General features: G+C 41.5%; 21 protein-coding genes, 1 pseudogene and 1 riboswitch. Of the genes and pseudogenes, 4 read left to right on the top strand and 18 right to left on the bottom strand.

Going from position 1 to position 21,459, the window contains the following annotated elements; translation table 11 throughout:
• Positions 1-37: 37 nt before the first annotated feature.
• From AC1D69_RS04855 to AC1D69_RS04845, 3 genes are all read right to left on the bottom strand, one after another.
• Entirely contained in the window at positions 38-1,618 is a 1,581-nt protein-coding gene (locus tag AC1D69_RS04855) for a copper amine oxidase N-terminal domain-containing protein (protein WP_495455021.1), read from the bottom strand.
• An 86-nt stretch (positions 1,619-1,704) separates the two neighbouring features.
• Positions 1,705-2,208: a GNAT family N-acetyltransferase gene (locus tag AC1D69_RS04850; protein ID WP_495455020.1), complete on the bottom strand. Its 504-nt coding sequence runs from the start codon at positions 2,206-2,208 to the stop codon at positions 1,705-1,707.
• Between the two features lie 28 nt (positions 2,209-2,236).
• Entirely contained in the window at positions 2,237-3,076 is an 840-nt protein-coding gene (locus AC1D69_RS04845; RefSeq protein WP_495455019.1) for an SDR family oxidoreductase, read from the bottom strand.
• A 160-nt stretch (positions 3,077-3,236) separates the two neighbouring features.
• Here AC1D69_RS04845 and AC1D69_RS04840 point away from each other — a divergent pair, with 160 nt between their 5' ends.
• A complete protein-coding gene (locus tag AC1D69_RS04840; RefSeq protein ID WP_495455018.1) occupies positions 3,237-4,325 on the top strand; it encodes a M24 family metallopeptidase in 1,089 nt (362 codons plus the stop codon).
• Between the two features lie 215 nt (positions 4,326-4,540).
• Here the strand turns inward: AC1D69_RS04840 and AC1D69_RS04835 are convergent, their stop codons facing one another.
• On the bottom strand, positions 4,541-5,227 hold the full coding sequence (locus tag AC1D69_RS04835) for a queuosine precursor transporter (protein ID WP_495455017.1): 687 nt from the start codon (positions 5,225-5,227) through the stop codon (positions 4,541-4,543).
• A gap of 522 nt (positions 5,228-5,749) precedes the next feature.
• Here AC1D69_RS04835 and AC1D69_RS04830 point away from each other — a divergent pair.
• Together AC1D69_RS04830 and AC1D69_RS04825 are read left to right on the top strand one after the other, a co-directional pair.
• Complete coding sequence (locus AC1D69_RS04830; RefSeq protein WP_495455016.1) at positions 5,750-7,438, top strand: methyl-accepting chemotaxis protein; 1,689 nt, start codon at positions 5,750-5,752, stop codon at positions 7,436-7,438.
• 288 nt (positions 7,439-7,726) lie between these two features.
• Positions 7,727-7,969 (top strand): annotated as a pseudogene (locus AC1D69_RS04825) (transposase); the annotation flags it as partial.
• Positions 7,970-8,029: 60 nt separating this feature from the next.
• Here the strand turns inward: AC1D69_RS04825 and AC1D69_RS04820 are convergent.
• The 12 genes from AC1D69_RS04820 to cobD all read right to left on the bottom strand — a co-directional run bounded on the left by AC1D69_RS04820 (position 8,030) and on the right by cobD (position 18,940).
• Positions 8,030-9,424 (bottom strand): L-cystine transporter, encoded by a 1,395-nt coding sequence (locus AC1D69_RS04820; protein WP_495455015.1) that lies wholly within the window; start codon positions 9,422-9,424, stop codon positions 8,030-8,032.
• A 206-nt stretch (positions 9,425-9,630) separates the two neighbouring features.
• Complete coding sequence (gene cobS, locus AC1D69_RS04815) at positions 9,631-10,440, bottom strand: adenosylcobinamide-GDP ribazoletransferase (protein ID WP_495455014.1); 810 nt, start codon at positions 10,438-10,440, stop codon at positions 9,631-9,633.
• Positions 10,437-11,009, bottom strand: coding sequence for a bifunctional adenosylcobinamide kinase/adenosylcobinamide-phosphate guanylyltransferase (gene cobU, locus AC1D69_RS04810; RefSeq protein ID WP_495455013.1), 573 nt, complete (start codon positions 11,007-11,009; stop codon positions 10,437-10,439). Before cobU ends, cobS begins: the two co-directional genes overlap by 4 nt.
• Positions 11,006-12,076 (bottom strand): nicotinate-nucleotide--dimethylbenzimidazole phosphoribosyltransferase, encoded by a 1,071-nt coding sequence (gene cobT / locus AC1D69_RS04805; protein WP_495455012.1) that lies wholly within the window; start codon positions 12,074-12,076, stop codon positions 11,006-11,008. Before cobT ends, cobU begins: the two co-directional genes overlap by 4 nt.
• A 45-nt stretch (positions 12,077-12,121) precedes the next feature.
• Positions 12,122-12,898, bottom strand: coding sequence for an ABC transporter ATP-binding protein (locus AC1D69_RS04800; protein ID WP_495455011.1), 777 nt, complete (start codon positions 12,896-12,898; stop codon positions 12,122-12,124).
• Positions 12,895-13,941: a FecCD family ABC transporter permease gene (locus AC1D69_RS04795; protein WP_495455010.1), complete on the bottom strand. Its 1,047-nt coding sequence runs from the start codon at positions 13,939-13,941 to the stop codon at positions 12,895-12,897. The genes AC1D69_RS04800 and AC1D69_RS04795 overlap by 4 nt, the downstream gene beginning before the upstream one ends.
• Positions 13,938-14,990, bottom strand: coding sequence for an ABC transporter substrate-binding protein (locus tag AC1D69_RS04790; protein ID WP_495455009.1), 1,053 nt, complete (start codon positions 14,988-14,990; stop codon positions 13,938-13,940). Before AC1D69_RS04790 ends, AC1D69_RS04795 begins: the two co-directional genes overlap by 4 nt.
• Positions 14,991-15,063: 73 nt before the next feature.
• Complete coding sequence (locus AC1D69_RS04785) at positions 15,064-15,255, bottom strand: hypothetical protein (protein ID WP_495455008.1); 192 nt, start codon at positions 15,253-15,255, stop codon at positions 15,064-15,066.
• Positions 15,241-15,455, bottom strand: a riboswitch (cobalamin riboswitch). It overlaps the preceding gene by 15 nt.
• A gap of 93 nt (positions 15,456-15,548) precedes the next feature.
• On the bottom strand, positions 15,549-16,148 hold the full coding sequence (locus AC1D69_RS04780) for a histidine phosphatase family protein (protein WP_495455007.1): 600 nt from the start codon (positions 16,146-16,148) through the stop codon (positions 15,549-15,551).
• A complete protein-coding gene (cbiB, locus tag AC1D69_RS04775; protein ID WP_495455006.1) occupies positions 16,139-17,113 on the bottom strand; it encodes an adenosylcobinamide-phosphate synthase CbiB in 975 nt (324 codons plus the stop codon). Before cbiB ends, AC1D69_RS04780 begins: the two co-directional genes overlap by 10 nt.
• A complete protein-coding gene (locus AC1D69_RS04770; RefSeq protein WP_495455005.1) occupies positions 17,110-17,832 on the bottom strand; it encodes an adenosylcobinamide amidohydrolase in 723 nt (240 codons plus the stop codon). The genes cbiB and AC1D69_RS04770 overlap by 4 nt, the downstream gene beginning before the upstream one ends.
• 16 nt (positions 17,833-17,848) lie before the next feature.
• Positions 17,849-18,940 (bottom strand): threonine-phosphate decarboxylase CobD, encoded by a 1,092-nt coding sequence (cobD, locus tag AC1D69_RS04765; RefSeq protein WP_495455004.1) that lies wholly within the window; start codon positions 18,938-18,940, stop codon positions 17,849-17,851.
• Between the two features lie 167 nt (positions 18,941-19,107).
• Between cobD and lplA the strand changes: the two genes are divergently transcribed.
• Positions 19,108-20,109, top strand: coding sequence for a lipoate--protein ligase (lplA, locus tag AC1D69_RS04760; RefSeq protein ID WP_495455003.1), 1,002 nt, complete (start codon positions 19,108-19,110; stop codon positions 20,107-20,109).
• 96 nt (positions 20,110-20,205) lie between these two features.
• On the opposite strand, the gene AC1D69_RS04755 is transcribed toward lplA, so the two are convergent.
• Complete coding sequence (locus AC1D69_RS04755; RefSeq protein ID WP_495455002.1) at positions 20,206-20,328, bottom strand: hypothetical protein; 123 nt, start codon at positions 20,326-20,328, stop codon at positions 20,206-20,208.
• Between the two features lie 34 nt (positions 20,329-20,362).
• Entirely contained in the window at positions 20,363-21,322 is a 960-nt protein-coding gene (locus AC1D69_RS04750; protein WP_495455001.1) for a DnaJ C-terminal domain-containing protein, read from the bottom strand.
• Positions 21,323-21,459: the final 137 nt, after the last annotated feature.

Here is a 21,459-nt window from a genome sequence, read left to right as displayed (position 1 = left end):
GCTCAACCATTTTGTGTTCAACTATTTTTGATATTTACTATTGACGTTCAATCAAGATAGCTTTACTTTCACCATCCCATTGTACTGTAGATCCTAATGCACTAGCTATGAAACGTAGTGGTACATAATAAGTTCCTTCAATATTCATTACAGGCTCAGCAAGCTTCACCTTTACTCCATCAACTAAAGCCTGATTGGAACCATTCTTTAGTACAATTGTAGAACCTGTTATATCATCAATAACGGTAATTTGTTTCAATACACCGTCCCACTTCAATTGAGCATCAAGCTCTTCAGCAACATAACGAAGGGGTACCATTTTTGTTTTGTTTACATCAATTGGAAGATCATAATCATAGTACCACTCGTATTCTTCATCCATGATCGTGCTCATGTAAATATACTTCTGACTAATTTCCATGTCTTCTTTCATGAAGCGATATACATCGGATTGATGATCAAAATTACGCAATACTGCTCCTGGTGTAACTTCATCTGCATTGATCAAATCGATTAGAAAAGATCCTTTAGAAGTATCCACTTTATTTGCAGTAACTGCCTTGTTAACATTCCATACTTCACTTGTAGAATGTACTTTAACTTGCTTAACCGGAACTTCTAAAGATGCAGGAATCTGAACCGTAAGTTCTATGTTTTGTTTACGGACCTTTAATTGATTGTCTAACAAGAAGTCCATAGCCAACACTGTATCTTTACCCAACAATTCATTCATTTCAGGTGAATCAGTAAACATTGCATCTACGTTCTTATCATAATCTACGAGCAATTTATTCAATTCTTTTTGCAGTTGATTCGTTACGTAAATGACCGTTGCCTCTTTATCCTCAATAATGCTGGATAATGAACCGAAACCGATTGACTCAAATTCATCATATTCATCGCTATACGTATCTATTTCGGATTTGAACATAGGATAGTATACATCATATATTGTACTGATTAATTCTTTGACTCCTTCTTTATCCTTAGAAACACTAGTCAAGAAGGATTTAACAAGCCCTCTCAATTCGTCTCCACGAATCTCTAAATGAAGCTTCTGTAAATTCAACGTTTCACCGTACACCGTGTCTGTCACTGAAGTGACGGATATAGCAGCAGGGTTAGATGCATTTTTAAATAAGAATGTTCCTACATCCTTAACTAATTTAAGAGATTGATCTGTTTGTGATTGTAGATCAGCCATATCTAAACCTGATTCGGAATATAGTGTATCGAGAGATACTGAGATTGGTAGTTTAGCACCTTGTACCCAAAAAATAAGATTGCTCTTATCTATGGATAGATGGAACGGAATGCTTTTACCATCAAATTTTAAAGATCCTTCCATTGAAGCTGTTGACGCATCTTGTACCTTGGCATGGTCAATTGAAAATGAGAATGAGTTAATAAGATCAATCATTTCCTTGTCTTCATCCGTTAGCTGTGCATCAGAAGGAACCAATTCAATAGATAGCGCTTGTTTCGATTCTGAAGATGTAGCCGTTTGATGATCTATTAAAGCCTTACTAATATCCAATCCTCCGACAGATTGGCATCCTGCTAATATCATGAGCATAGATACTAATACAGCTGCCAACAATACTTTCATTCTTTTCATTACATACTCCCCTTTAAAAAATATTGGAACTTATTCCCTAAGTATGCCAGTGAGGCTTACATCTGTAAAGCTAAATATTGTAATTTCTATACCTTTAGACCTACAATAACTAAGTCACGTTCTACACCATCTAATACAGCAACACCTGGTAGGAAGCCCCATTGTTTAAACCCGTATTTAGATAGTAAACTCAGGCTCCCAACATTATGACCGAATACAAATCCTACCAAGCTAGTTACTCCAAGTCGTGGACATTCAGCTACAGCCTTCTCTATGAGGATGCTACCAACTCCAACTCCACGATATTCCTCAGAAACATAAATACTGATCTCTGCGGTTCCGTTGTAAGCTGCTCTTCCATAAAAGGACTGAAAGCTCATCCAAGCTACAACTTCACCTCCAGCTCTCATAACCCATAAAGGGCGTTGTTCGTCATTATGTTCCTGAAACCATGGTATTCGACTCTCTACGCTTATAGGCTCTAAATCTGCTGTAACCTCTCTTCCCGCCACTGTCGAGTTATAGATAGCTACAATCCTCTCTAAATCACTAGCTTGGGCACTTTCAATACAATATTCTTCTAATCTCATTTCTATTCCCCCACCTTGTCATTGTAATTTAAAGTTCAACTTGCTCTTCACTCCAACGCCACAGCCATTCCGCATCCTGAATATGGTTTGCTCGAGGTGAGAGAGTCTGAATTTTTTGACGGTAAAAGTATTCACCGCTCACACTAGAAAGTTCACGCGCAGTAGCCAGATAAATAGCCGATTGTGAACCTTGATCCGGTGACAAAAAGAAGGGTCTCAACAGCGAATACACCCTTTTACCGAATCCCGTCTGACGATCGACCCCTAAGTTCGTTACGACAGCTCCAGGATGTAGACAATTGGATGTCACACGGGTTCCCTTCAACTTAACTGCCAGCTGTTTGGTGAACAGAATATTTGCAAGTTTCGATTGGGCATAACCCTTAGCCACATTATAGTTCTTCTTAAGTGTTGGATCAGCCACATGTATTTTTCCAACCTTATATGCACCGGATGATACAGTCACTATTCTTCCTTGTTCCGCTAGCATAAGTTGATCTAACAAGAGATTCGTAAGTAGAAAATGCCCCAAATGATTAATTCCTAGATGCATTTCAAACCCATGTTGGGTTAATTGACGCTTTAAGGAGACTACTCCTGCATTGTTAACGAGTACATCTAACACCTTGAATCTCGCCTTATATTCATCGGTAAATCGTCGAATACTATTTAGGTCTCCTAAGTCACAGATCATAAGTTCAATCTTGTGTGAACCACTCTCTTTTATCGCTTCTTCAAGAGCAATTTCACCACGTTTCTCACTTCGACAGACCATGATCACATGAGCGCCTCTTCGTGCTAACTCTTTCGTTGTGGCAAGTCCCATTCCTGAATTTGCACCCGTTACCACCACTATTTTTTCAAGCATAATATTCATCTCCTCGAATTATAATTAACATATAAATCCATATGTAGATGGTAAGCCATTTAGCTTCCCTTTCTCATTTGCTAATAGAAGTTTATAATATAGGTTAGTTCAGATCTACACTATAACCATCATTGCAAATTGGAAAGGATTGAACTTGAACATGAATGAAAGAATAAAAAAATTAGACCAATTTATACAACCTATGGGTCTTGATGCCCTTATTATTACAGACCCTAAACACGTATATTATTTGACTGGTTTTGCAAGCAACCCTCACGAACGTTTCTTAGGTTTGGTCCTAATTACAGGTGAGGAACCTCTACTCATTGTACCTGCTCTTGACGCTGAAGCTGCCCATGCAGCATCCTCTGTTCAGAACATCGTAACGCACTCGGATACGGATAACCCATACGTTCTATTAAAAGATCACATCAAGGGAAGCATTGGTGCCCTGGGAGTTGAAAAAGATCAACTTACAGTCTCTCGGTTTGAGTTATTAAAAGAGTCATTACATGCTCAGTCATACCATGATATTGGCCCTGCTCTTCAAAGTTTGAGAGTACAGAAGACTCCCGAAGAGATTGTTCGAATGAAGCATGCTATTACGCTAATTGAAGAAGTACTTAGACAAGGTCTATCCCGAGTTCAAGTAGGTGTTACCGAAATCGAGTTAGTCGCTGAGTTAGAATATCTTATGAAGAAACTTGGTGCAGACGGTCCTTCTTTTGACACCATGGTCCTCTCGGGATCCAACACAGCACTCCCTCATGGTTGTCCAGGACAGCGAAAGATTCAGAATGGTGATTTGCTGATGTTCGATATGGGTGTCTTCGCAAATGGTTATGCTTCTGACATTACACGTACCTTTGCGGTTGGAGAACTCAACAGCGAACTCACTACCATCTACAATACGGTGCTCGAAGCTAATCTACAAGGTATTCAATCCATTCGACCTGGTGTGACGTTGGCATCGGTTGACCAAGCTGCTCGTAACGTTATTGATCTAGCAGGTTATGGTCCATATTTCGTACATCGTCTTGGACACGGGTTGGGCATGGATGTCCATGAATATCCGTCAATCCATGGTAACAACTCGGATCTTGTTCAAGCCGGTATGGTATTTACAGTAGAACCAGGAATCTACGTTCCTGGATTGGGTGGAGTACGTATAGAGGATGATATTGTCGTAACCGAAGATGGGGTTGAAGTGCTAACCACCTTCCCTAAAGAACTAACTTTCTTAGGTTAAAAATACCACTTAGGACGATACTATATCGCTAATTCACACAAGCATAAACGGCTTCGCCGTCCTTTAGCGGCGATGAAACGTTTAGCGTTGAAATATAATCCTATGTATAAGCAGAAATACTTATACATTCTTATATTTTAATAAAAAGGTTATCCTATGCCCAATTATTGGCATTAAGGATAACCTTTTTTTTTCAATGTATATGGTACGTTCACTTACTCGTCATCGGTAAATTTAAAAGTTCGCGCCTTATATAGAAATGGTGTTCCAACAGCTGTTAATACGAACTTAATAATATAAGTAGTTAATAATATCTCCACCCAGACACCCCAACCGTAACTTGGTATCGAAAAGGCTATTAAACAAAAGATTAATGTATCCACGAAAGAACTGATCATCGTACTTCCATTATTACGAATCCAGAAATGCTCGGGCTTCGGATAGAACTTTCGAATCCAGCTGTACAACTTCACATCGAGAAACTGACTTACGAAGTATGCGCTTAGACTACCTACAGCTAGTCTTGGCATAAGTCCAAATACCTTCTTCAACGAATCTTGAGCAAAGTCTCCTTCTGCTGGCGTAAACAAAAGTGCCATCTGCATAATGACTGTTGTCATCAATAAGGTAAAGAACCCGAACCATACCGCTTTGCGAGCTTCTTCCTGCCCATACTTCTCATTTAGCAGATCGCTAGTCATATACAGACTCACGTACATGGTATTTCCTAAAGTCATAACAATACCAAACATATCGATCGTTTTGGTAACCTGAATATTAGCAATGACCGTAGCAACTCCAATCCATGCATAGAGCCCCTTCTTACCGAATAGGCGGTAACACAACAGAAAAAGCGAAAAGTTTACGAGCACATATACAATGCCCCACCCTAAATTAAACATGATTAATCCTCCTAGTTTTGATACGCGGGATGGTTACGAACCGCGGTCTTAAACGTCTACAACGTTCAAAACATGATCTACTTTAACATAAAGGACAGCTACTGACTAGCCTTATTTTAGAATCCTCCTTTTATTTATCCATAAGAGAGAACTCACTATATTTCTTTGGAAAAGTGACCAAAGACCTAGTATAATTAAGTATATGGAAATAATTTCATCACATGTTGTATTTTCTGAAATATTTCAGTTGAGCTATGAAAAAACACTATTCAATTATCTATTATTTTTGTAAAATAGTAACTACGTCATTGAATAGTTTCATTTATATTCTTTATTTGGTTGTTATTTCCGAAAGTTATGGACTAAGGTCCCCCCTTTTATCCTAATAAGCCAGAAACTATCATCCAACAAAAGACCACCTTTCTATACTGTGCTAGAAGCTGAGAATCGCAATATCACGATAGCATCCAGGGAACCGAATCAGAATTGCAGAATCTTAAGCCGAATAAGGAGATGAACCATATGTTTAAAATTAGAGATTCTATTGGACGTAAATTCATGTTTGTTGTTTCTATTGTGTTATTAATCGCTGCTTTACTCTTCAGTATAAGCTTCTATAATGTGTCTATGGGAATAATCAAAGACTATGTATTACCCAAGGTTGACAGCAGCCTTCAAACTAACTCCGATGATATTTACAAAAATCTTAACACATCTCAAATATTGCAGACTCAAAAAGGTAACGAAGGTTCTCAAAGCATGATTTCCTCTTACTTCGATCAAAAAATAAAGAAGTTTGAACTACATAACATCTATCTTGCAGACGTTAAGGATAATAAAGTAACCATTCTCGCTTCCAACACGCATTCACCAATGAAGGCGCAGGAGTCTGTTGAATTCCAAGCTGAAATGAATGCTGCCGTCAAGAATAAAATAGCTGTAAGTGATGTATATACAAATAAATTTGGTACGTTTAAAACAGAATTCATCGCAATCCCAGGAAGTACTATGATTCTTGCCATCAGTGTGGATGCGAGCTTTATTCCTGCAGAAACTCAACTCATCTTATGGATTTGTATAGGAATCACAGTACTTGTTATGGCTGTTGGACTTCTCATTGCGTTCTTTAGTGGCCGGGGTATTATCCGTCCCATTGTTAAACTTGTAGCGCACAGTAATCTTCTCGCACAGGGTGACCTACAACAAGAGATAACGGTCAAGGGACATGATGAAATAGCTCAACTTGCAAGTAGCTTCCATCGAATGACTCATAATTTAAAAGATATGATCGAACACGTGCAACAGACTTCCCTTGAAGTATTGAGTGGATCTGATGATTTGATGAAACGTACTGATTCTATGAAGACTATGGTTGAACAATCCAACTCCGTTCTGAGGGAAATTGACAAAGGCAGTGAAAGTATAGCCTCTACTTCAAGAGAAAATGCCATCGCCATGGATGAAATCACTCAAGGTATCAGCCATATTGCTAATTCTTCAGGTGACGTATCTGAACAGGTATCCGAAGCTTCTAATGAAGCAACTAGTGGTAATCTACTTGCACAGCGTGCTATCGATCAGATGCAACAAGTAGAGCAAATTTCCCTTGATTCATTAGAATCCTTCCGTTTAATGAATGAACGTTCGCAAATCGTAGGAGAAGTGGTGACCTTCATTACTGATATTACGAAGCAAATACAAATGCTCTCACTAAACGCCTCTATTGAAGCAGCTCGTGCAGGTGAGCATGGAAAAGGTTTTGCGGTTGTTGCAGGTGAAGTCCGTAAGCTATCCGATCTATCACGTAATGCGACGCAACAAATTGGAGAACATTTGTTATCGATTCAGAGAGATACCGAAGAATCCGTTACGACGATGAGCCGTGTTAATCAAGAAGTTCGCTCAGGTAAAGAGTTAGTACAAGATGCCGGAAAAGCTTTTAACCAACTTAATATGCTCATTCAAAATGTTAATCAGACCATACAAACCGTATCTGCAGCTACACAAGAAGTATCCGCTGGTACGGAAGAGGTAAGTGCCTCAGTCGAAGAGACTGCTCAAATCACCTCGAAATCACGTGACCAGATGCGTGAAATTTCAAATACAAGTGAACAACAGCTCAATGAGATGGAGGCGCATCGTACAACCGTTGCTAGTCTTCACGAATATGCTCTGCAACTGCAAGAATCGATTCAGAAATTCAAGATTTAACATATGTATTAAACTTTAGGGGCTGTCCCAAAAGTCATGAAAATGGCTAGGGGTGCCCCATTGTAATTTTTAGGAGAAAGTTAGGTGTTCCGAGAGAACGCTCCGCGAACGGACCGTTTTCTCCAATCGCTGTGGTCTCCAAATTTCTGGATTGAAACCGCTCAGCGGTTGAAATTCGGAGACCAAGTTTTTTTTGCAACTTTTCAACCGATAACAACACAAAAAAATCGCTATTTTTGGTAAAATGGAAGTACCAGCAACCATTTCAAAAGGAGCGATTTCTTTTCTTTGTACATTCAATATAACTTGAACCAGCTTTTCCTACCAATGGATTTGGAAGAAGACATTCCTCAAAATAACCTCGTTCGTCTCGTCAATGTAGCCGTAAATCGACTGGACGATGCGATCTTAGACGCAGCCTATCCCGGTGGTGGACGTGACAGCTATCATCCTAAAATGCTTACTAAAGTCATCATTTACGCCTACACCCAACGAATCTATTCCTCCCGTCAAATTGCAAAGTCCGTCCGAATTCAAAAATAACAGGACAGGGATAGCTCCCTGTCCTGTATTTCTAGTCTTCTACTTGACTTAAGCTTGTGTTGAATCTAAATCTATATTCTGATCAAGATAAACCTTGGAATCATTTTCTTTTAGAATTTTGCTAGTAATAAGACCTGAAGTCATGGAATCATTTACATTCAGTGCAGTACGTCCCATATCGATCAGAGGTTCCACAGAGATCAGTAAACCTGCTAATGCAACAGGTAAACCCATCGTAGAAAGTACAATAAGTGATGCGAAGGTAGCACCCCCGCCAACACCTGCAACTCCAAAGGAACTAATAACAACTACTAGAATCAATTTCAGAATAAAACCCCAACTTGTTACATCTATTCCCACTGTTGGAGCAATCATTACTGCAAGCATTGCTGGGTAGATTCCAGCACATCCATTCTGACCAATCGTAGCCCCGAAGGTAGCCGATAGGTTCGCGATCCCTGTAGATACTCCTAGTTTTCTTGTCTGAGTCTCTATATTCAGCGGAATGGTAGCTGCGCTTGAGCGTGAAGTAAATGCGAATGTGAGTGTAGGTAGAACTTTTTTCAGATATACTAACGGGTTAAATCCGAATAACGTGATCAATATTAAATGAATAATAAACATAACAATCAAAGCTACATACGAAGCAATTACGAAGTTAATTAACTTTAAAATTTCATCAATCTGGGTCGTAGCAATAGTCTTAGTAATCAATGCCAAGATACCGTACGGAGTCAGTCTTAACACAAGAGTAACCATCCGCATGACAACAGCATATACCGCATCGATCAAATCACGGAAGACTTGTGCCTGTTTCGGTTTCTTACGATCTATTCCAAGAACAGCTATCCCGATAAAAGCCGAGAAAATAACAACAGCAAGTGTAGAAGAACTGCGGGCTCCGGTCATATCTGCAAAAGGATTTTTCGGAATAAATTCAAGAATTTGCTCCGGAATCGACTGATCTTCCACAACGCCAAGTCTCTCTTCTAACTTCACACCTTGTGCCTGTTCTCTGTCGCCACTCGTAATATCAATAGCCTGTAAATCGAAACTTAGCGTAGTGATAATACTAACTGACGCCGCAATAGCCGTTGTAATAAGAAGAACAGCAATAATAGAAAAACTCATCTTCCCAAGGTTCTTAACACCATTCAAATTCATAATGGCAGAAATGATGGATACCATGATTAACGGAATTACGATCATCTGGAGCAAGCCCACGTAACCATAACCTACTAAGTTGAACCATTCTGTGGACTTACCAATAACATCCGAATCCGGTTTGAAGAAGAATTGCAGAACCACTCCAAATACGATTCCCAGCCCTAATCCTGTAAATACACGCTTAGTGAAGGAGATATGTTTCTTTTGCATCCATACTAGTAATCCAATCAGTACCAGCATAACCGCGATATTGATGATAATCCATAAAGTGTCCATTATATATGCCCCCCAAATAATAAAATATAGCAAATAAATATGATTGCATTGTCGACGATTCATATCATAGCATATACCATAGTATTTGGGTAGGATTAATTTGTTATTAAAAACCAGCTCTTTCTAGAGCATATTAGAACTATATGTCTTTCTTAAAGATTTAAACCCTTTTTTCACATGAATATCACGCGAAAGACATCATTATCTCACATATGATGGTACAACAGCACCAACATAAGTAATGCTACGACTTCAAGTAACTCATTAAGAGCACCATACGTATCCCCTGTTAATCCACCTAATGTGGCGTTTAGTCTCCGTGCCAGCCATGTTCCTGCAACCCACGCTGCCAGAGGAATCGTAATGAATCCAAGGAGTGCAGTCGTCCATGTAACACTGTCCATATATATTAGAGGGACTATCGATGCAACAACACCTGACAACACAATCGCCATAAGCAACGCGGCCATAATCTGCCCTTTATTCAACCCATGAAATTTACCAGCCAATCCATCCTTACCACGAGCCATAGGCCATGAAGACATTGCATGAACCATAAACCAACGGCTCCATATCAAAGGTAACAAGAGAAGTCCTGAGTCAACCCCACCATCTAATAGAAGTGAATAGATTAAAGAGAGCTTCAGCATAAGCAGCAACACACATGCCAAAACACCCATAGCTCCAACACGGCTATCCTTCATAATCTCCAACATTTGTTCACGCGGACGATAACTTAAAATACCATCTGCCGTATCCATCCAACCGTCCAAATGAAGCCCCCCAGTGAGCCCAACCCACAAGATGAGTGTCAACACGGCTGCTGGTAGTGGTGGCAATAAGTAACCAAATCCTGCGGCTCCTGCCCATACGACAAGCCCAATGGCAGCACCTACTAGCGGATAGAACTTCACGCTTTGGCGAAACAATGTGGGTGAATAATCAAGATTAGCCTTCACAGGAAAACGTGATAGAAATTGAAAAGCGGCCGCAGCCGCTTGTCCCCATTTGGTCATAATATATACTCCCTACTCTTCAGTTCAATAGGAATACCCGCTGTCACTAAAAAGACTTCAGGACAACATCTAGATATAGCCTGGTTCATAAACCCTGCTAAATCACGATACAATCTACCTAGGGGATACTCTGGCACAATCCCATTCCCAACTTCATTGGTTACCATAATTAAATGTCCTGGGTACTGCTGTACCTGTTCTACTAGATGTAGGATATCGGCTTTCACTTTCTCTTGCATATCCTGTTGTCCTTCATAAGATAGGAGGATATTAGATAGCCATATCGTGAGACAATCCACTAAAACCGTTGGTGCTTCATTGGCTTCACTCAGGTGATTCTCACGCCAATCACTCAGAAGCTTAGCGAGATGGAACGATTCTTCTACATTTCGCCATGGATAGTTAGCTTCCATACGCTGAAGTTTGTGAAGTGCGATCCGCTCTGTCATCTCATCATCAAAAGCTTGTGCTGTAGCAACATATACAGCTCCCTGTGACTTGGACATACATAACCTCTCAGCAAAGTTACTCTTCCCGCTTCGTGCCCCACCTGTAACAAGTGTGATCATTTCTTCTCTTCCTTAGTTTCACCCGATACGCCTGCACTTTCAAAGGTTGCCATTTCGTTTACTATACGGCAAGCCGCATCTACAAGATGTAGACACAATACACCACCTGTACCTTCACCTATGCGTAGGTCCAATTCCAATACGGGTCGAAGACCCAACTCTTGCAACAACATTCGATGTCCCTGTTCATGGGAAGCATGCGATACAATCATATAGTTAGCAGCTTCTGGACAAATCGCCTTGGCAAGCAACGCCGCTGCACTAGAAATGAACCCATCGATAATCACCGGACAACCATGTACAGCTGATCCAAGAATAACACCAACTAAACCACCAATCTCAAGTCCACCAACCTTCGCAAGAACATCTACAGGATCTAGTGGGTTAGGGGCATTCACTTTCAATGCTTGTTCTACAACGCTAATCTTATGTTGTAAACGTGCATCATCAATGCCAGTCCCTCTTCCCACCGCATCACTGACCGAAATATTGGACAGTGCACATATAATTGCTGAACTTGCAGTCGTATTACCAATGCCCATTTCACCCGTTATAAATAGTTGTACCCCACGGTTAACAGCATCTTCAACTATCTTGACGCCCACAAGAATGGACTGTATCGCTTCCTCATATGTCATGGCAGGACCTTGTGCCATATTAGCTGTACCATAGCGGACTTTACGTGAAATGAGTTCAGGGTGGGACAACTCACTATTCACACCGATATCCACGCAGACAACTTCCGCACCTGCTTGTCTAGCAAGTACATTTACCGCTGCACCACCAGCAAGAAAATTATGTATCATTTGAGGTGTCACTTCTTGTGGAAAAGCACTCACACCTTCTTCACATACCCCATGGTCCCCTGCCATAATAATGACTTCTCTACGGTCAAAGGAAGGCTTCACTTCGCCTGTAATCCCAGCAAGTTGGATTGCCATCGCCTCTAATTTACCCAAGCTTCCCGGTGGGACAGTAAGGTTACCTATATGTAATTTTACTGCCTGAATTGCAGTTTGATCAAGACCTTTGATTTCTCCGATTCGTCCCATGATTTCTTGACTCATTATTCATTTCTCCTTTTAGAGGTTTTATAACGTTCTTAATACATTTTAATGACGAGATAAAAGTACTTGTGGAACCCCACTATTGGGATGTTGAACAACAGCTGGCTCAACAGCATAAACTCGTCGGATATTGTCCTCTGTTAAGATCTCTTCGGGTGTCCCTATTCCAATAACTTCTCCCTCTTGTAGTACTAACAGTTTATCACAGAATTGAGCTGCTAAATTCAAATCGTGGAGTACGGCAATAACCGTAATTCCTGTTTCTTTACGCCAGTTAGCAACCAACTCCATGAATTGCAGCTGATAGTAGATATCTAGATACGTCGTGGGCTCATCCAACAATAGAATTCGGGGTTCTTGGGCCATTACTTTACCTAATGCCACACGTTGCCTTTGTCCACCACTAAGTTCATCTAATGGTCGATCACTTAGCTCCTGTAGCTGTAACATATCCATGACGTCATCAATAATAGTCTCAGCACTCTTTCCCCGATCTCGTCCGAGCCAGTCTTGAAATGGGAATCTACCCATTTCAATAATATCTCTAACGGGATAGTTAATGGCAGGAAGGCCATCCTGCTGAAGGACAGCCAACATCTGAGATAACTCTCGCCGACTATACTCCGAGACATGATGGCCTCGAATCATAAGTTCACCCGTGGATATCTTGTCGACTCCAGAGATTAATTGGAGTAGCGTTGATTTACCACTCCCATTAGGACCAATGATTCCCCACCACTCTCCTTCTTGTATGGAGCAGTTCACATCGATGAGTGCCATAAGCTCTCCGTAACATTTAGATACATTCCGCAACTCAATCATACCTTACCACCATTCCCTTGCTTCTTATTACGATATAACAAATATGCAAAGAAAGGTGCCCCAAGAAATGCCGTGACTACGCCTAGTGGAATCTCTGTTGGTGCAAGAATGGAGCGGGCAGCGGTGTCACACCACATGGTAAAGATCGCACCTCCTATTGCTGATAATGGAACGATGAGTCGATAATCAGGACCGGTAATGAGTCTAATCATATGCGGAATCACAAGACCTACAAATCCAATGACACCCGATACAGATACGGCAGCTGCTGTTAATAATGTCGATACAACTAACGTAATTAGCTTAATTCTCTCCACACGAAGACCCATATGTGCCGCCTGACGTTCTCCCAGTGCTAATAAATTTAAGGATCGTGCACTACTCCAAATGATGAGAAGCCCAATCAAAACGTATGGTAATAGCATTAAGGTATATGACCAGCCTCGGAAGCTGAGTCCTCCCATCGTCCAGAACAAGATTTCATTAATCGTCTCCTTCGACATCGCTGTTAGGAAGGATACTATAGCACCTAGAAAGGATTGCATCACTACGCCAGACAAGATCAGACTGTTAGTAGGAATCTTCCCCCCGTCTCGTGCCAGTGATAACACGCCCCATAGCGTCAATAAGCCCGTAACAAAAGCAACCAATGGCAGTGTCCAAGCACCTACAAGTGAATACTGTATGCCAAAGAATATGAGAACTGCAGCACCGACAGATGCACCTGAAGATACGCCAAGGGTGTAAGGATCAGCTAGTGGATTACGAAGTACACCCTGAAATCCAGAACCAGCAATAGCAAGAGCCGCTCCGACCAACATACCAAGGACAATTCGTGGTAACCGGACTTTGATCAATATTTGTTCAAAGGCAGGGCTCCAATTCGGAGTAATCGCATCACCAATCCATGGTGCCCTGTGCAATAGAATGGTTATAATATCTTTTACTGGGATCTCCACTGCCCCTATGCCAAGACAGAGTAGAAAACTCACGATAAGCAAGACTACCCCGAGTCCGCCATACCAAGCTAACTTTGTTCTCATGGCTTCATAAGTTCAGGATAAATAGCATTGGCAATGATCTTAAGTCCTTGTGTCACACGTGGACCCGTACGACTAATTAGACCATCATCTAATGCATATATATCATCATTCTTAATAGCCGTAATTTGATCCCATCCACTACGAGCTTTAATGACCTGGTCTAAGGTTTCTTTTGTATTCTCATCAATGACATTCTTCGAATATAGAATCACATCAGGATTATCATTAATAATTTTCTCTTCGCTAATTGCATTCCATCCCACTGTATCTGCAGCGACGTTAACACCCCCAGCTAGGGTGATTAACTCATCCAAAAATTCGCCATTTCCTACCGTCCAACCAAGCGAAAACTCCAAATATACTGTCTTTTTCTGTTCAGGTGTAAGTGATTTAACTACTTCCGTCACTTCATCGCGCTCTTGTTTCATTGTATCTACAACACGCTTTGCCTCTGCTTGACGATCGGTAATCTTACCCAATAATTCAATATTGGCAATGACCTCATCCACGGACTTCGCATCTGTCTTAAATGCTGGAATTCCTAAATCACGAAATTTCTCGTTAGCTTCAACATTCAAAGAAGTACCTGTAAGAACAAGATCAGGTTGTACCGCAATAATCGCTTCCTCATTCAGATTATATAAATCACCCATCTTAGGTTTGGATTTCGCAGCTTCTGGATAATCGTCATAATCAGAAACACCGACAATCTGTTCATCTAATCCTAGAGCAAATAATATTTCTGTCTCTGCTGTAGATATCGATATTAATTGATCCGGAGCCTCACTAAATGTAAAACTTTCGCCTGTCACATCTTTTACGGTAAGTGGATAGACCGTTCTCAACTCACTTGCCTGTTCTACAGGTGGAGTACCCTGTTCATTGACTATTGGTGCTGATTCCGTTACTTGCTTCGCTTCATTATTATTTCCACAAGCTGCGAGTGATAACGCTAGAATAATCGCTAGGGCACCCGAACTCCAATTCTTCCAATTCTTCCAATTCTTCCAATTCTTCCAATTCTTCCAATTCTTCCAATTCTGTTTCATTGTAATCTTTCTCCCCTATCTTCGTATTCCATAATTTACGAGACGCTCTCCATGTGATCTCAATGAATTGTCTTTACGAAGTCTTTGCATTCGCAACAAAAAAAACCTGATTTTCTTGTGTTAAGAAAGCATCAGGGGTTACGTTTATACGGGGTGTATGGTAACAGTCACCATGAGTTCCGCGGGCTATGTACCGAAATGAATCGGTGTACTTCCATAAGCCAAACGTAATCCCTTCCTCGAAGGACCGTCGTAATATACTCATAAGGCAGGTCTCCTGGCTCACAGGTTCGCTAATGTCCTCACCTTCCCATCCTGCTTGTCGCAGAACAGTGGTACATTAAGAACATCCCTGTTTCACAGTGGCGGGACCGCGTCGGAATTTCACCGACTTCCCTTTTAACTAGACGTTGAAGCACGCACGTATGGTGCACTTCTACCCTAGACCTCACAAGTTTATTATATTCATTTAAGGACAAGTCTTGCCTCTCTACTCAAAATTATAGGTTAAATAGAGTCACCTTACAATCTAATGTTAACAATACGCTATGGGATTCATCATAAGTGCCCTACCCATTGCCCCTCATGCAAGATCAATTTTAATGATAATAAGCTTCCCGGGTCAGCAGAGAAATCCCAGAACGTTGAACCTGGAATGGTCATACTTGCGAGTTGTCTGATAACCCCTCCATGCGTAACGATTAATATAGAAGACATACCCTTATCATCATTTTCTTCCTTTATGACACATGCCAGATTGTCCATAAAATCCACAAGGCGCTTCTGAAAGTGCCCCCATGATTCTCCTCCTGGAGGAGTTACGAGTTGTGGATTGTCTAACCATCCTCGATAATTATTCATATCTTTTAACTGATCGTAGGTATGCCCTTCCCACTCCCCAAAATCCATTTCTCGTAACCTTTCATCAAATGCTACGCTATCTATGGAAGTAGGATAGATCCATTGTAACGTTTCCCTACATCGCTTTAGATCACTACAGAATACCCTTTGAAACTTTCTTCCTTTAAGGGCTTCTTTCACTGGCAAAAGCTCTATTAATGACTCTTGGAGAATACCTATATCGGTATGCCCCAAATATCGTCTATCCTGATTCCATTGCGTTCTGCCATGACGGATACATATTAGTTCTAACTCCATAGCGTTCCACCTACACCCCATATCGTAAGTGTGCACAGCATGAGGAATAGTAATGAAGCGAGTATCATTAACCGTACGGTTGACTGAATATCCTCCTTAGCCATTGGACGAGAATACTCACCCATGTATGCACGAAAAGATAATACTCCATGGTACACGTTCTCACCTCCGAGCCGGATTCCTAAAGCTCCAGCTACAGCTGACTCCGGAAACCCACTGTTGGGACTGGGATGGAGCCGGGCATCATGTTTGATGGTACGATAAGATTTTTTGTAATCTAGAGACATCATCCAACTACTAACGACCAATAATACAGCTGTTATTCGAGCTGGGATAAAGTTCGCAATATCATCCAATCGTGCCGAAGCCCAACCTAGGTTGATATATTTCTCATTCTTATATCCAACCATGGAGTCCAAGGTATTGACCGCACGATAAGCCATGGCAAGTGGTGCTCCACCTATCAGGGCATAGAACAACGGTGACACAATAGCATCTACGATATTCTCTGCTACGGTCTCAACCGTTCCACGAACAATCTCAGGCTCTTCTAAATGTGCCGTATCTCTTCCAACAATCATTCCTAATGCTTGTCTTGCGGCAGGTCGATCACCTCGACTAAGATGACCATACACCTCCATACCCGCAGCTTTAAGTCCTTTCGTAGCTATGGTTGTAGCAATCAATATAACTTCTACTCCTGCTGACAACCAAGGATGAATCATATAGAGTCCTCTTAACAATGCCCACGTTATCACAAGAGAACCTCCGACGATAATAACTGGGAGTAGAATTCCTGCCATTTTCAATTGGACCGGTTGAGAGACTTTGCTGCGAATCTTCTTCTCTACACGTTTAATACAATTACCCATACCTATTACAGGGTGCGGTAACCAACGAGGATCTCCGATGACAAGATCTAGGAGGTATGCGCACCATAAAATACCTATTGCCCATGCCATCATGACGGTTTCACTCCTGCAGCCAAAAGGCTCTCTGTTACTGTTCCATAAACCACTCGTCCAATGGCAGCTCCTAGATCCGTTGCTGTTCCGCAGTAACGATGTTCAATCGGATAGGAAGTAGATTGACTTACTCCTAGTACAATAGCATCTGTCGTCGTGCCCGTAGCGATCAACCCATTCTCCGCATCACATATTCCCATATCCGCTAGAGCAGCCGTCTTCGCTTCTACCGCTGTAATGATAGCATTCACCATCGCCGCTTGAGTCAATCTTGCATCTATCATCAGCATGATATTAATCGTTCCAGGTTGATAGATTGGGAACGTAGTTCGTTCAGATCCCGCACGAGCGCCATTGGATATTCCCGCTGTTGTACAGCAGAATAGGGATGCGTCCTTCCCGCTCTCTTCCAGAACTGCTGCATGTCCCAAGCGGACAGCTGTCAATAACCCCGCCGTCGATTCTTGAGTATAATCCCACTCTTCGAACAAGCTTGCCACATCTTTTTCTGGATCATGACATTCATATTGCCAATCCACATAAATATTAGCTACGCGATCAATCTTTCTCATCCCTCCCCCATGTATAGCACTGCTAAGACTATCCATAGGGACAGGGGATTGAAGTAGTAAATGGCGTTCTTGTCGAGTAAGCGTTAGCCCGGGCCACACCATAGATTTATACAGGTTACTATCACCATTCAAAAAAGGTGTTGTCATCATTGATCTCCTATTCTTATACTAAGCTTTCTATCACACTCTGGATCTTTGTAAGAAATAACTGATTTGCATCTGCGCCTTTGACGGCGATTCGAATATGTCCTTCTTCAAGTCCAGGGTACATCGCACAACTTCGAATCAGAATCCCTCGAAGTCCAAGTTCTCGTTGCATATCTAACGCTCTCCATGGATTGGGCAGTCTGACGAGTAAGAAATTCGCTTCCCCTGGGCTGACCTCACATCCTAGCTTTGTAAGGCCTTGGACGAGTACTGCTCTCTCATGAGATATCAGTTCCAACGTATCACGCTCGAAACCTTCACCACTTTGAAGCGCTGCCTCACCTGCCAACAATGCTAGTCCATTCACACTCCACGTCACTTGCTTACCGCTCATCAATCTAATGACATCTGGGTGCGCCAAGGTATACCCTAATCTTAGACCGGGAATGGCATAGAACTTCGTCATAGATCGCACCAACAGGGTATGGGGATAGATCTCAAGCTCGGATAACAAGGAACACTGTTGCTGTACTGGGATGAAGTCAATAAAAGCTTCATCAATAACCAGATATGTATGACATTGTTCAGCCAACTCAGCTAATACATGTAGCTCTTCAAGTGTATACTGTACACCATTCGGGTTATTAGGCTGTCCAATAAATAGTAGATCTACCTGCTGTAGTAATTCTCCTATTGCCTCAACACTTGCTTTCCAATCCTTATCTTGTTCACCCTGTATCGATGTTACTTCTATATTGAATTGCTCGGATAGTTGCCGATATTCAGAGAAACAAGGTTCAATGATCCCTACCTTCTGAGGATGCAGCCCAAGAAGAATAAGAGACATACACTCTGCGGCACCATTACCTACACAAATGCAGTTCTCGTTCACTTTCAATTTTCGTCCAAGAAGTTGCTTAAATTGCCGATGACCTGGGTCTGGATAACGAATGATAGCTGATAGCGCCATCTCTAATTGTTGCAACACGTGTTGAGGTGGACCCAATGGATTAATATTGGCACTGAAATCGAGGAATGCACTCTCTTCTAATCCATAGGCATCCGCAGCACTTTCCAAATCTCCTCCATGTCCGTAACACTCTAACATTCATAATTACCCCTCTGCCTTAAATTTCTCCATAACAGTTCCATTATCGCGTGGGTTCTTCCGATGCGTCAATTCAAAAGTCTTTTTTTGTTTCTAACACCAATTTAGTTTACAATTACGTTTAGATATATGTAACCCTATGAACTATAGTAACGGAGGAATAACCTATGCTATTCATTGATAACCAAGGAATTCACGATCCTGCTATTAACCTCGCGATAGAAGAGTACGCTTTGAAGCACCTTCCTATGGAAGAAAGCTACTTGCTTTTCTATATTAATCAACCCTCGATCATCATTGGTAAGCATCAGAATACCATTGAAGAGATTAATCAAGAATACTGCAAAGAAAACAATGTACAAATCGTACGTCGCTTGTCTGGCGGTGGTGCTGTTTATCATGATCTTGGCAACCTTAATTTCAGCTTTATTACTAAGGACGATGGCCAATCGTTCCACAACTTCTTGAAATTCACTCAACCCGTTATAGATGCTCTACAAAAAATGGGCGTTAATGCTGAACTCAGTGGACGTAATGATCTACAAGTTGGAGAAAAGAAGATTTCTGGTAACGCGCAATTCTCCACTCGTGGTCGGATGTTCAGCCATGGTACATTGATGTTCAACTTGAACTTAGATAATGTCCAAGCTTCTCTTAACGTCAATCCAGAGAAATTCAAATCAAAGAGTACCAAATCTGTACGTAGTCGTGTGGCTAATATAAGTGATCTTATGGAAGACACCATGACCATTGAAGAATTCCGCGCTGAGCTACTCCGTTCAATATTCGGAATGGACGAGCAAGATGTTCCACAGTACCACTTACAGGAATCAGACTGGGAGAAGATTAACCAGATCTCCAAGGAACATTATCAAAATTGGGAATGGAACTATGGGATTTCCCCTGAATCGAATGTTAAACATTCGAAGAAGTTCCCTGTTGGTATTATTGATCTTCGAATGAACATTAACGAAGGCCGAATCCACGACATCAAAATCTACGGTGATTTCTTCGGTGTAGGCGATGTGGCTGATATTGAAAATGCTTTACGTGGCAAACGTTATGAGGATGCCGAGGTTCGTGAAGCCTTATCCAACCTGGATATGAAGCATTACTTCGGTAACCTTGAGTTGGATGAGTTTGTTGGTCTTGTATTTCTAGAAGAATAGGTTATAACAAAAGGGCGCTCCCGACACCATCACGGTTTGGAAGCGCCCTTTCGTTATGCAAATTAATAATTATCGCAACTTCTATTTGAATTTTATTCACAAGGAACTATGCGCTAGGGTATCAATCTCCTGATGACCGCTGTCTGTTGCCAGTGACTGTGCCGAAGCGACGGCTTCCTGTAACTTTTGCGTTAGTTTATTGAAATCCATAGCACTCACACCTTTCTACATCATTTATCTATAAGTACTTCGATTACCCTGCCGTTGTTTTACGTCGTTGTGAACCCCCATTTTGCCGTTTAGGACCCGCATTATAACTTCCGGATTCAGCCAGTTGACGATACAGATTCTTTTCCTTTTCGCTCGTATGCTCGGGAATAACAATCTCGATACCAAACAAGATATCTCCGCTCGTACCATTCTCACGCTTGAGTCCTTTCCCAGGAATTCGCAATGTCTTACCCCTCTGAATACCCGCAGGAATCTTTAATTTCACAGTGTTACCGTCTGGTAATGGTACCCGTGCATCTCCACCTAGTACTGCCTGCCATGGAGCAATTTCTACAATCCCATGTAGATCACCATCTCGCAGTTCATAGATATCATGAGGGAGAATATGCAATACGATTACTATATCACCAGTCTGTGCTGTCCCATTTTGAGCGTTTCCTGGGATTTGAATCATTGTGCCTTCATGCGACCGTGCCGGAATACTCACATCTAGATTTCTACCATCCATCTGTACTTTTAGGCTTCCACCTTTATATGCCTGTTCCAAAGTAATATCCATCTGTGCTTGCACCGTGTTATGAACGTCTCCCCATGGGCTACCTCCTCGACCAGAAGATCCTCTATTTCCGAAAAACATTCCGAACAAATCATCTTCTGGTATACCCGCACGCTGCGAAGAATAACTCCCACTCCATTCCGCTCCAAAGGGAGATCCCCCTGATGAAGATGAGGCTCCTCTAGTTTGAGTAGATCTGCCACCTCCCGAGCCGTAAAGCTGCTCTTCATCGTATATCTTCCGCTTTTCCTCATTACCTAATACTTCATATGCTTCAGCCGCTTGCTTGAATTTTGTCTCCGCTTCAGGCGCTTTGTTAACGTCAGGATGCCACTTCTTGGCCAGTTTCTGATAAGCCTTCTTGATCTCCTGCTTCGATGCCCTTTTGGTTACACCCAAAGCTTCGTAATAATTTTTTGATGCCATGTCAGTTCCCTCCTTTCTACGATATGATCTCACTTACTCTATAAATTGATTCTGAGAAACGAAGTAATAACTTTTAGCGATAATTAAATAGGTATTTTTTTGACCTTGACTATATTTGACCTTTATATAGATGAATT

It is taken from the genome of Paenibacillus sp. Y301 (assembly GCF_059445505.1).
Note: the sequence above shows the minus strand (reverse complement) of the source record. Positions and strands in the feature narration are given on the sequence as shown.

Excerpts from the sequence above, each read along its gene's own strand:
- AC1D69_RS04855 (WP_495455021.1), bottom strand. The coding sequence starts at position 1,618 with ATGAAAAGAATGAAAGTATTGTTGGCAGCTGTATTAGTATCTATGCTC.
- AC1D69_RS04850 (WP_495455020.1), bottom strand. The coding sequence starts at position 2,208 with ATGAGATTAGAAGAATATTGTATTGAAAGTGCCCAAGCTAGTGATTTA.
- AC1D69_RS04845 (WP_495455019.1), bottom strand. The coding sequence starts at position 3,076 with ATGCTTGAAAAAATAGTGGTGGTAACGGGTGCAAATTCAGGAATGGGA.
- AC1D69_RS04840 (WP_495455018.1), top strand. The coding sequence starts at position 3,237 with ATGAATGAAAGAATAAAAAAATTAGACCAATTTATACAACCTATGGGT.
- AC1D69_RS04835 (WP_495455017.1), bottom strand. The coding sequence starts at position 5,227 with ATGTTTAATTTAGGGTGGGGCATTGTATATGTGCTCGTAAACTTTTCG.
- AC1D69_RS04830 (WP_495455016.1), top strand. The coding sequence starts at position 5,750 with ATGTTTAAAATTAGAGATTCTATTGGACGTAAATTCATGTTTGTTGTT.
- AC1D69_RS04820 (WP_495455015.1), bottom strand. The coding sequence starts at position 9,424 with ATGGACACTTTATGGATTATCATCAATATCGCGGTTATGCTGGTACTG.
- cobS (WP_495455014.1), bottom strand. The coding sequence starts at position 10,440 with ATGACCAAATGGGGACAAGCGGCTGCGGCCGCTTTTCAATTTCTATCA.
- cobU (WP_495455013.1), bottom strand. The coding sequence starts at position 11,009 with ATGATCACACTTGTTACAGGTGGGGCACGAAGCGGGAAGAGTAACTTT.
- cobT (WP_495455012.1), bottom strand. The coding sequence starts at position 12,076 with ATGAGTCAAGAAATCATGGGACGAATCGGAGAAATCAAAGGTCTTGAT.
- AC1D69_RS04800 (WP_495455011.1), bottom strand. The coding sequence starts at position 12,898 with ATGATTGAGTTGCGGAATGTATCTAAATGTTACGGAGAGCTTATGGCA.
- AC1D69_RS04795 (WP_495455010.1), bottom strand. The coding sequence starts at position 13,941 with ATGAGAACAAAGTTAGCTTGGTATGGCGGACTCGGGGTAGTCTTGCTT.
- AC1D69_RS04790 (WP_495455009.1), bottom strand. The coding sequence starts at position 14,990 with ATGAAACAGAATTGGAAGAATTGGAAGAATTGGAAGAATTGGAAGAAT.
- AC1D69_RS04785 (WP_495455008.1), bottom strand. The coding sequence starts at position 15,255 with ATGAGTATATTACGACGGTCCTTCGAGGAAGGGATTACGTTTGGCTTA.
- AC1D69_RS04780 (WP_495455007.1), bottom strand. The coding sequence starts at position 16,148 with ATGGAGTTAGAACTAATATGTATCCGTCATGGCAGAACGCAATGGAAT.
- cbiB (WP_495455006.1), bottom strand. The coding sequence starts at position 17,113 with ATGATGGCATGGGCAATAGGTATTTTATGGTGCGCATACCTCCTAGAT.
- AC1D69_RS04770 (WP_495455005.1), bottom strand. The coding sequence starts at position 17,832 with ATGACAACACCTTTTTTGAATGGTGATAGTAACCTGTATAAATCTATG.
- cobD (WP_495455004.1), bottom strand. The coding sequence starts at position 18,940 with ATGTTAGAGTGTTACGGACATGGAGGAGATTTGGAAAGTGCTGCGGAT.
- lplA (WP_495455003.1), top strand. The coding sequence starts at position 19,108 with ATGCTATTCATTGATAACCAAGGAATTCACGATCCTGCTATTAACCTC.
- AC1D69_RS04750 (WP_495455001.1), bottom strand. The coding sequence starts at position 21,322 with ATGGCATCAAAAAATTATTACGAAGCTTTGGGTGTAACCAAAAGGGCA.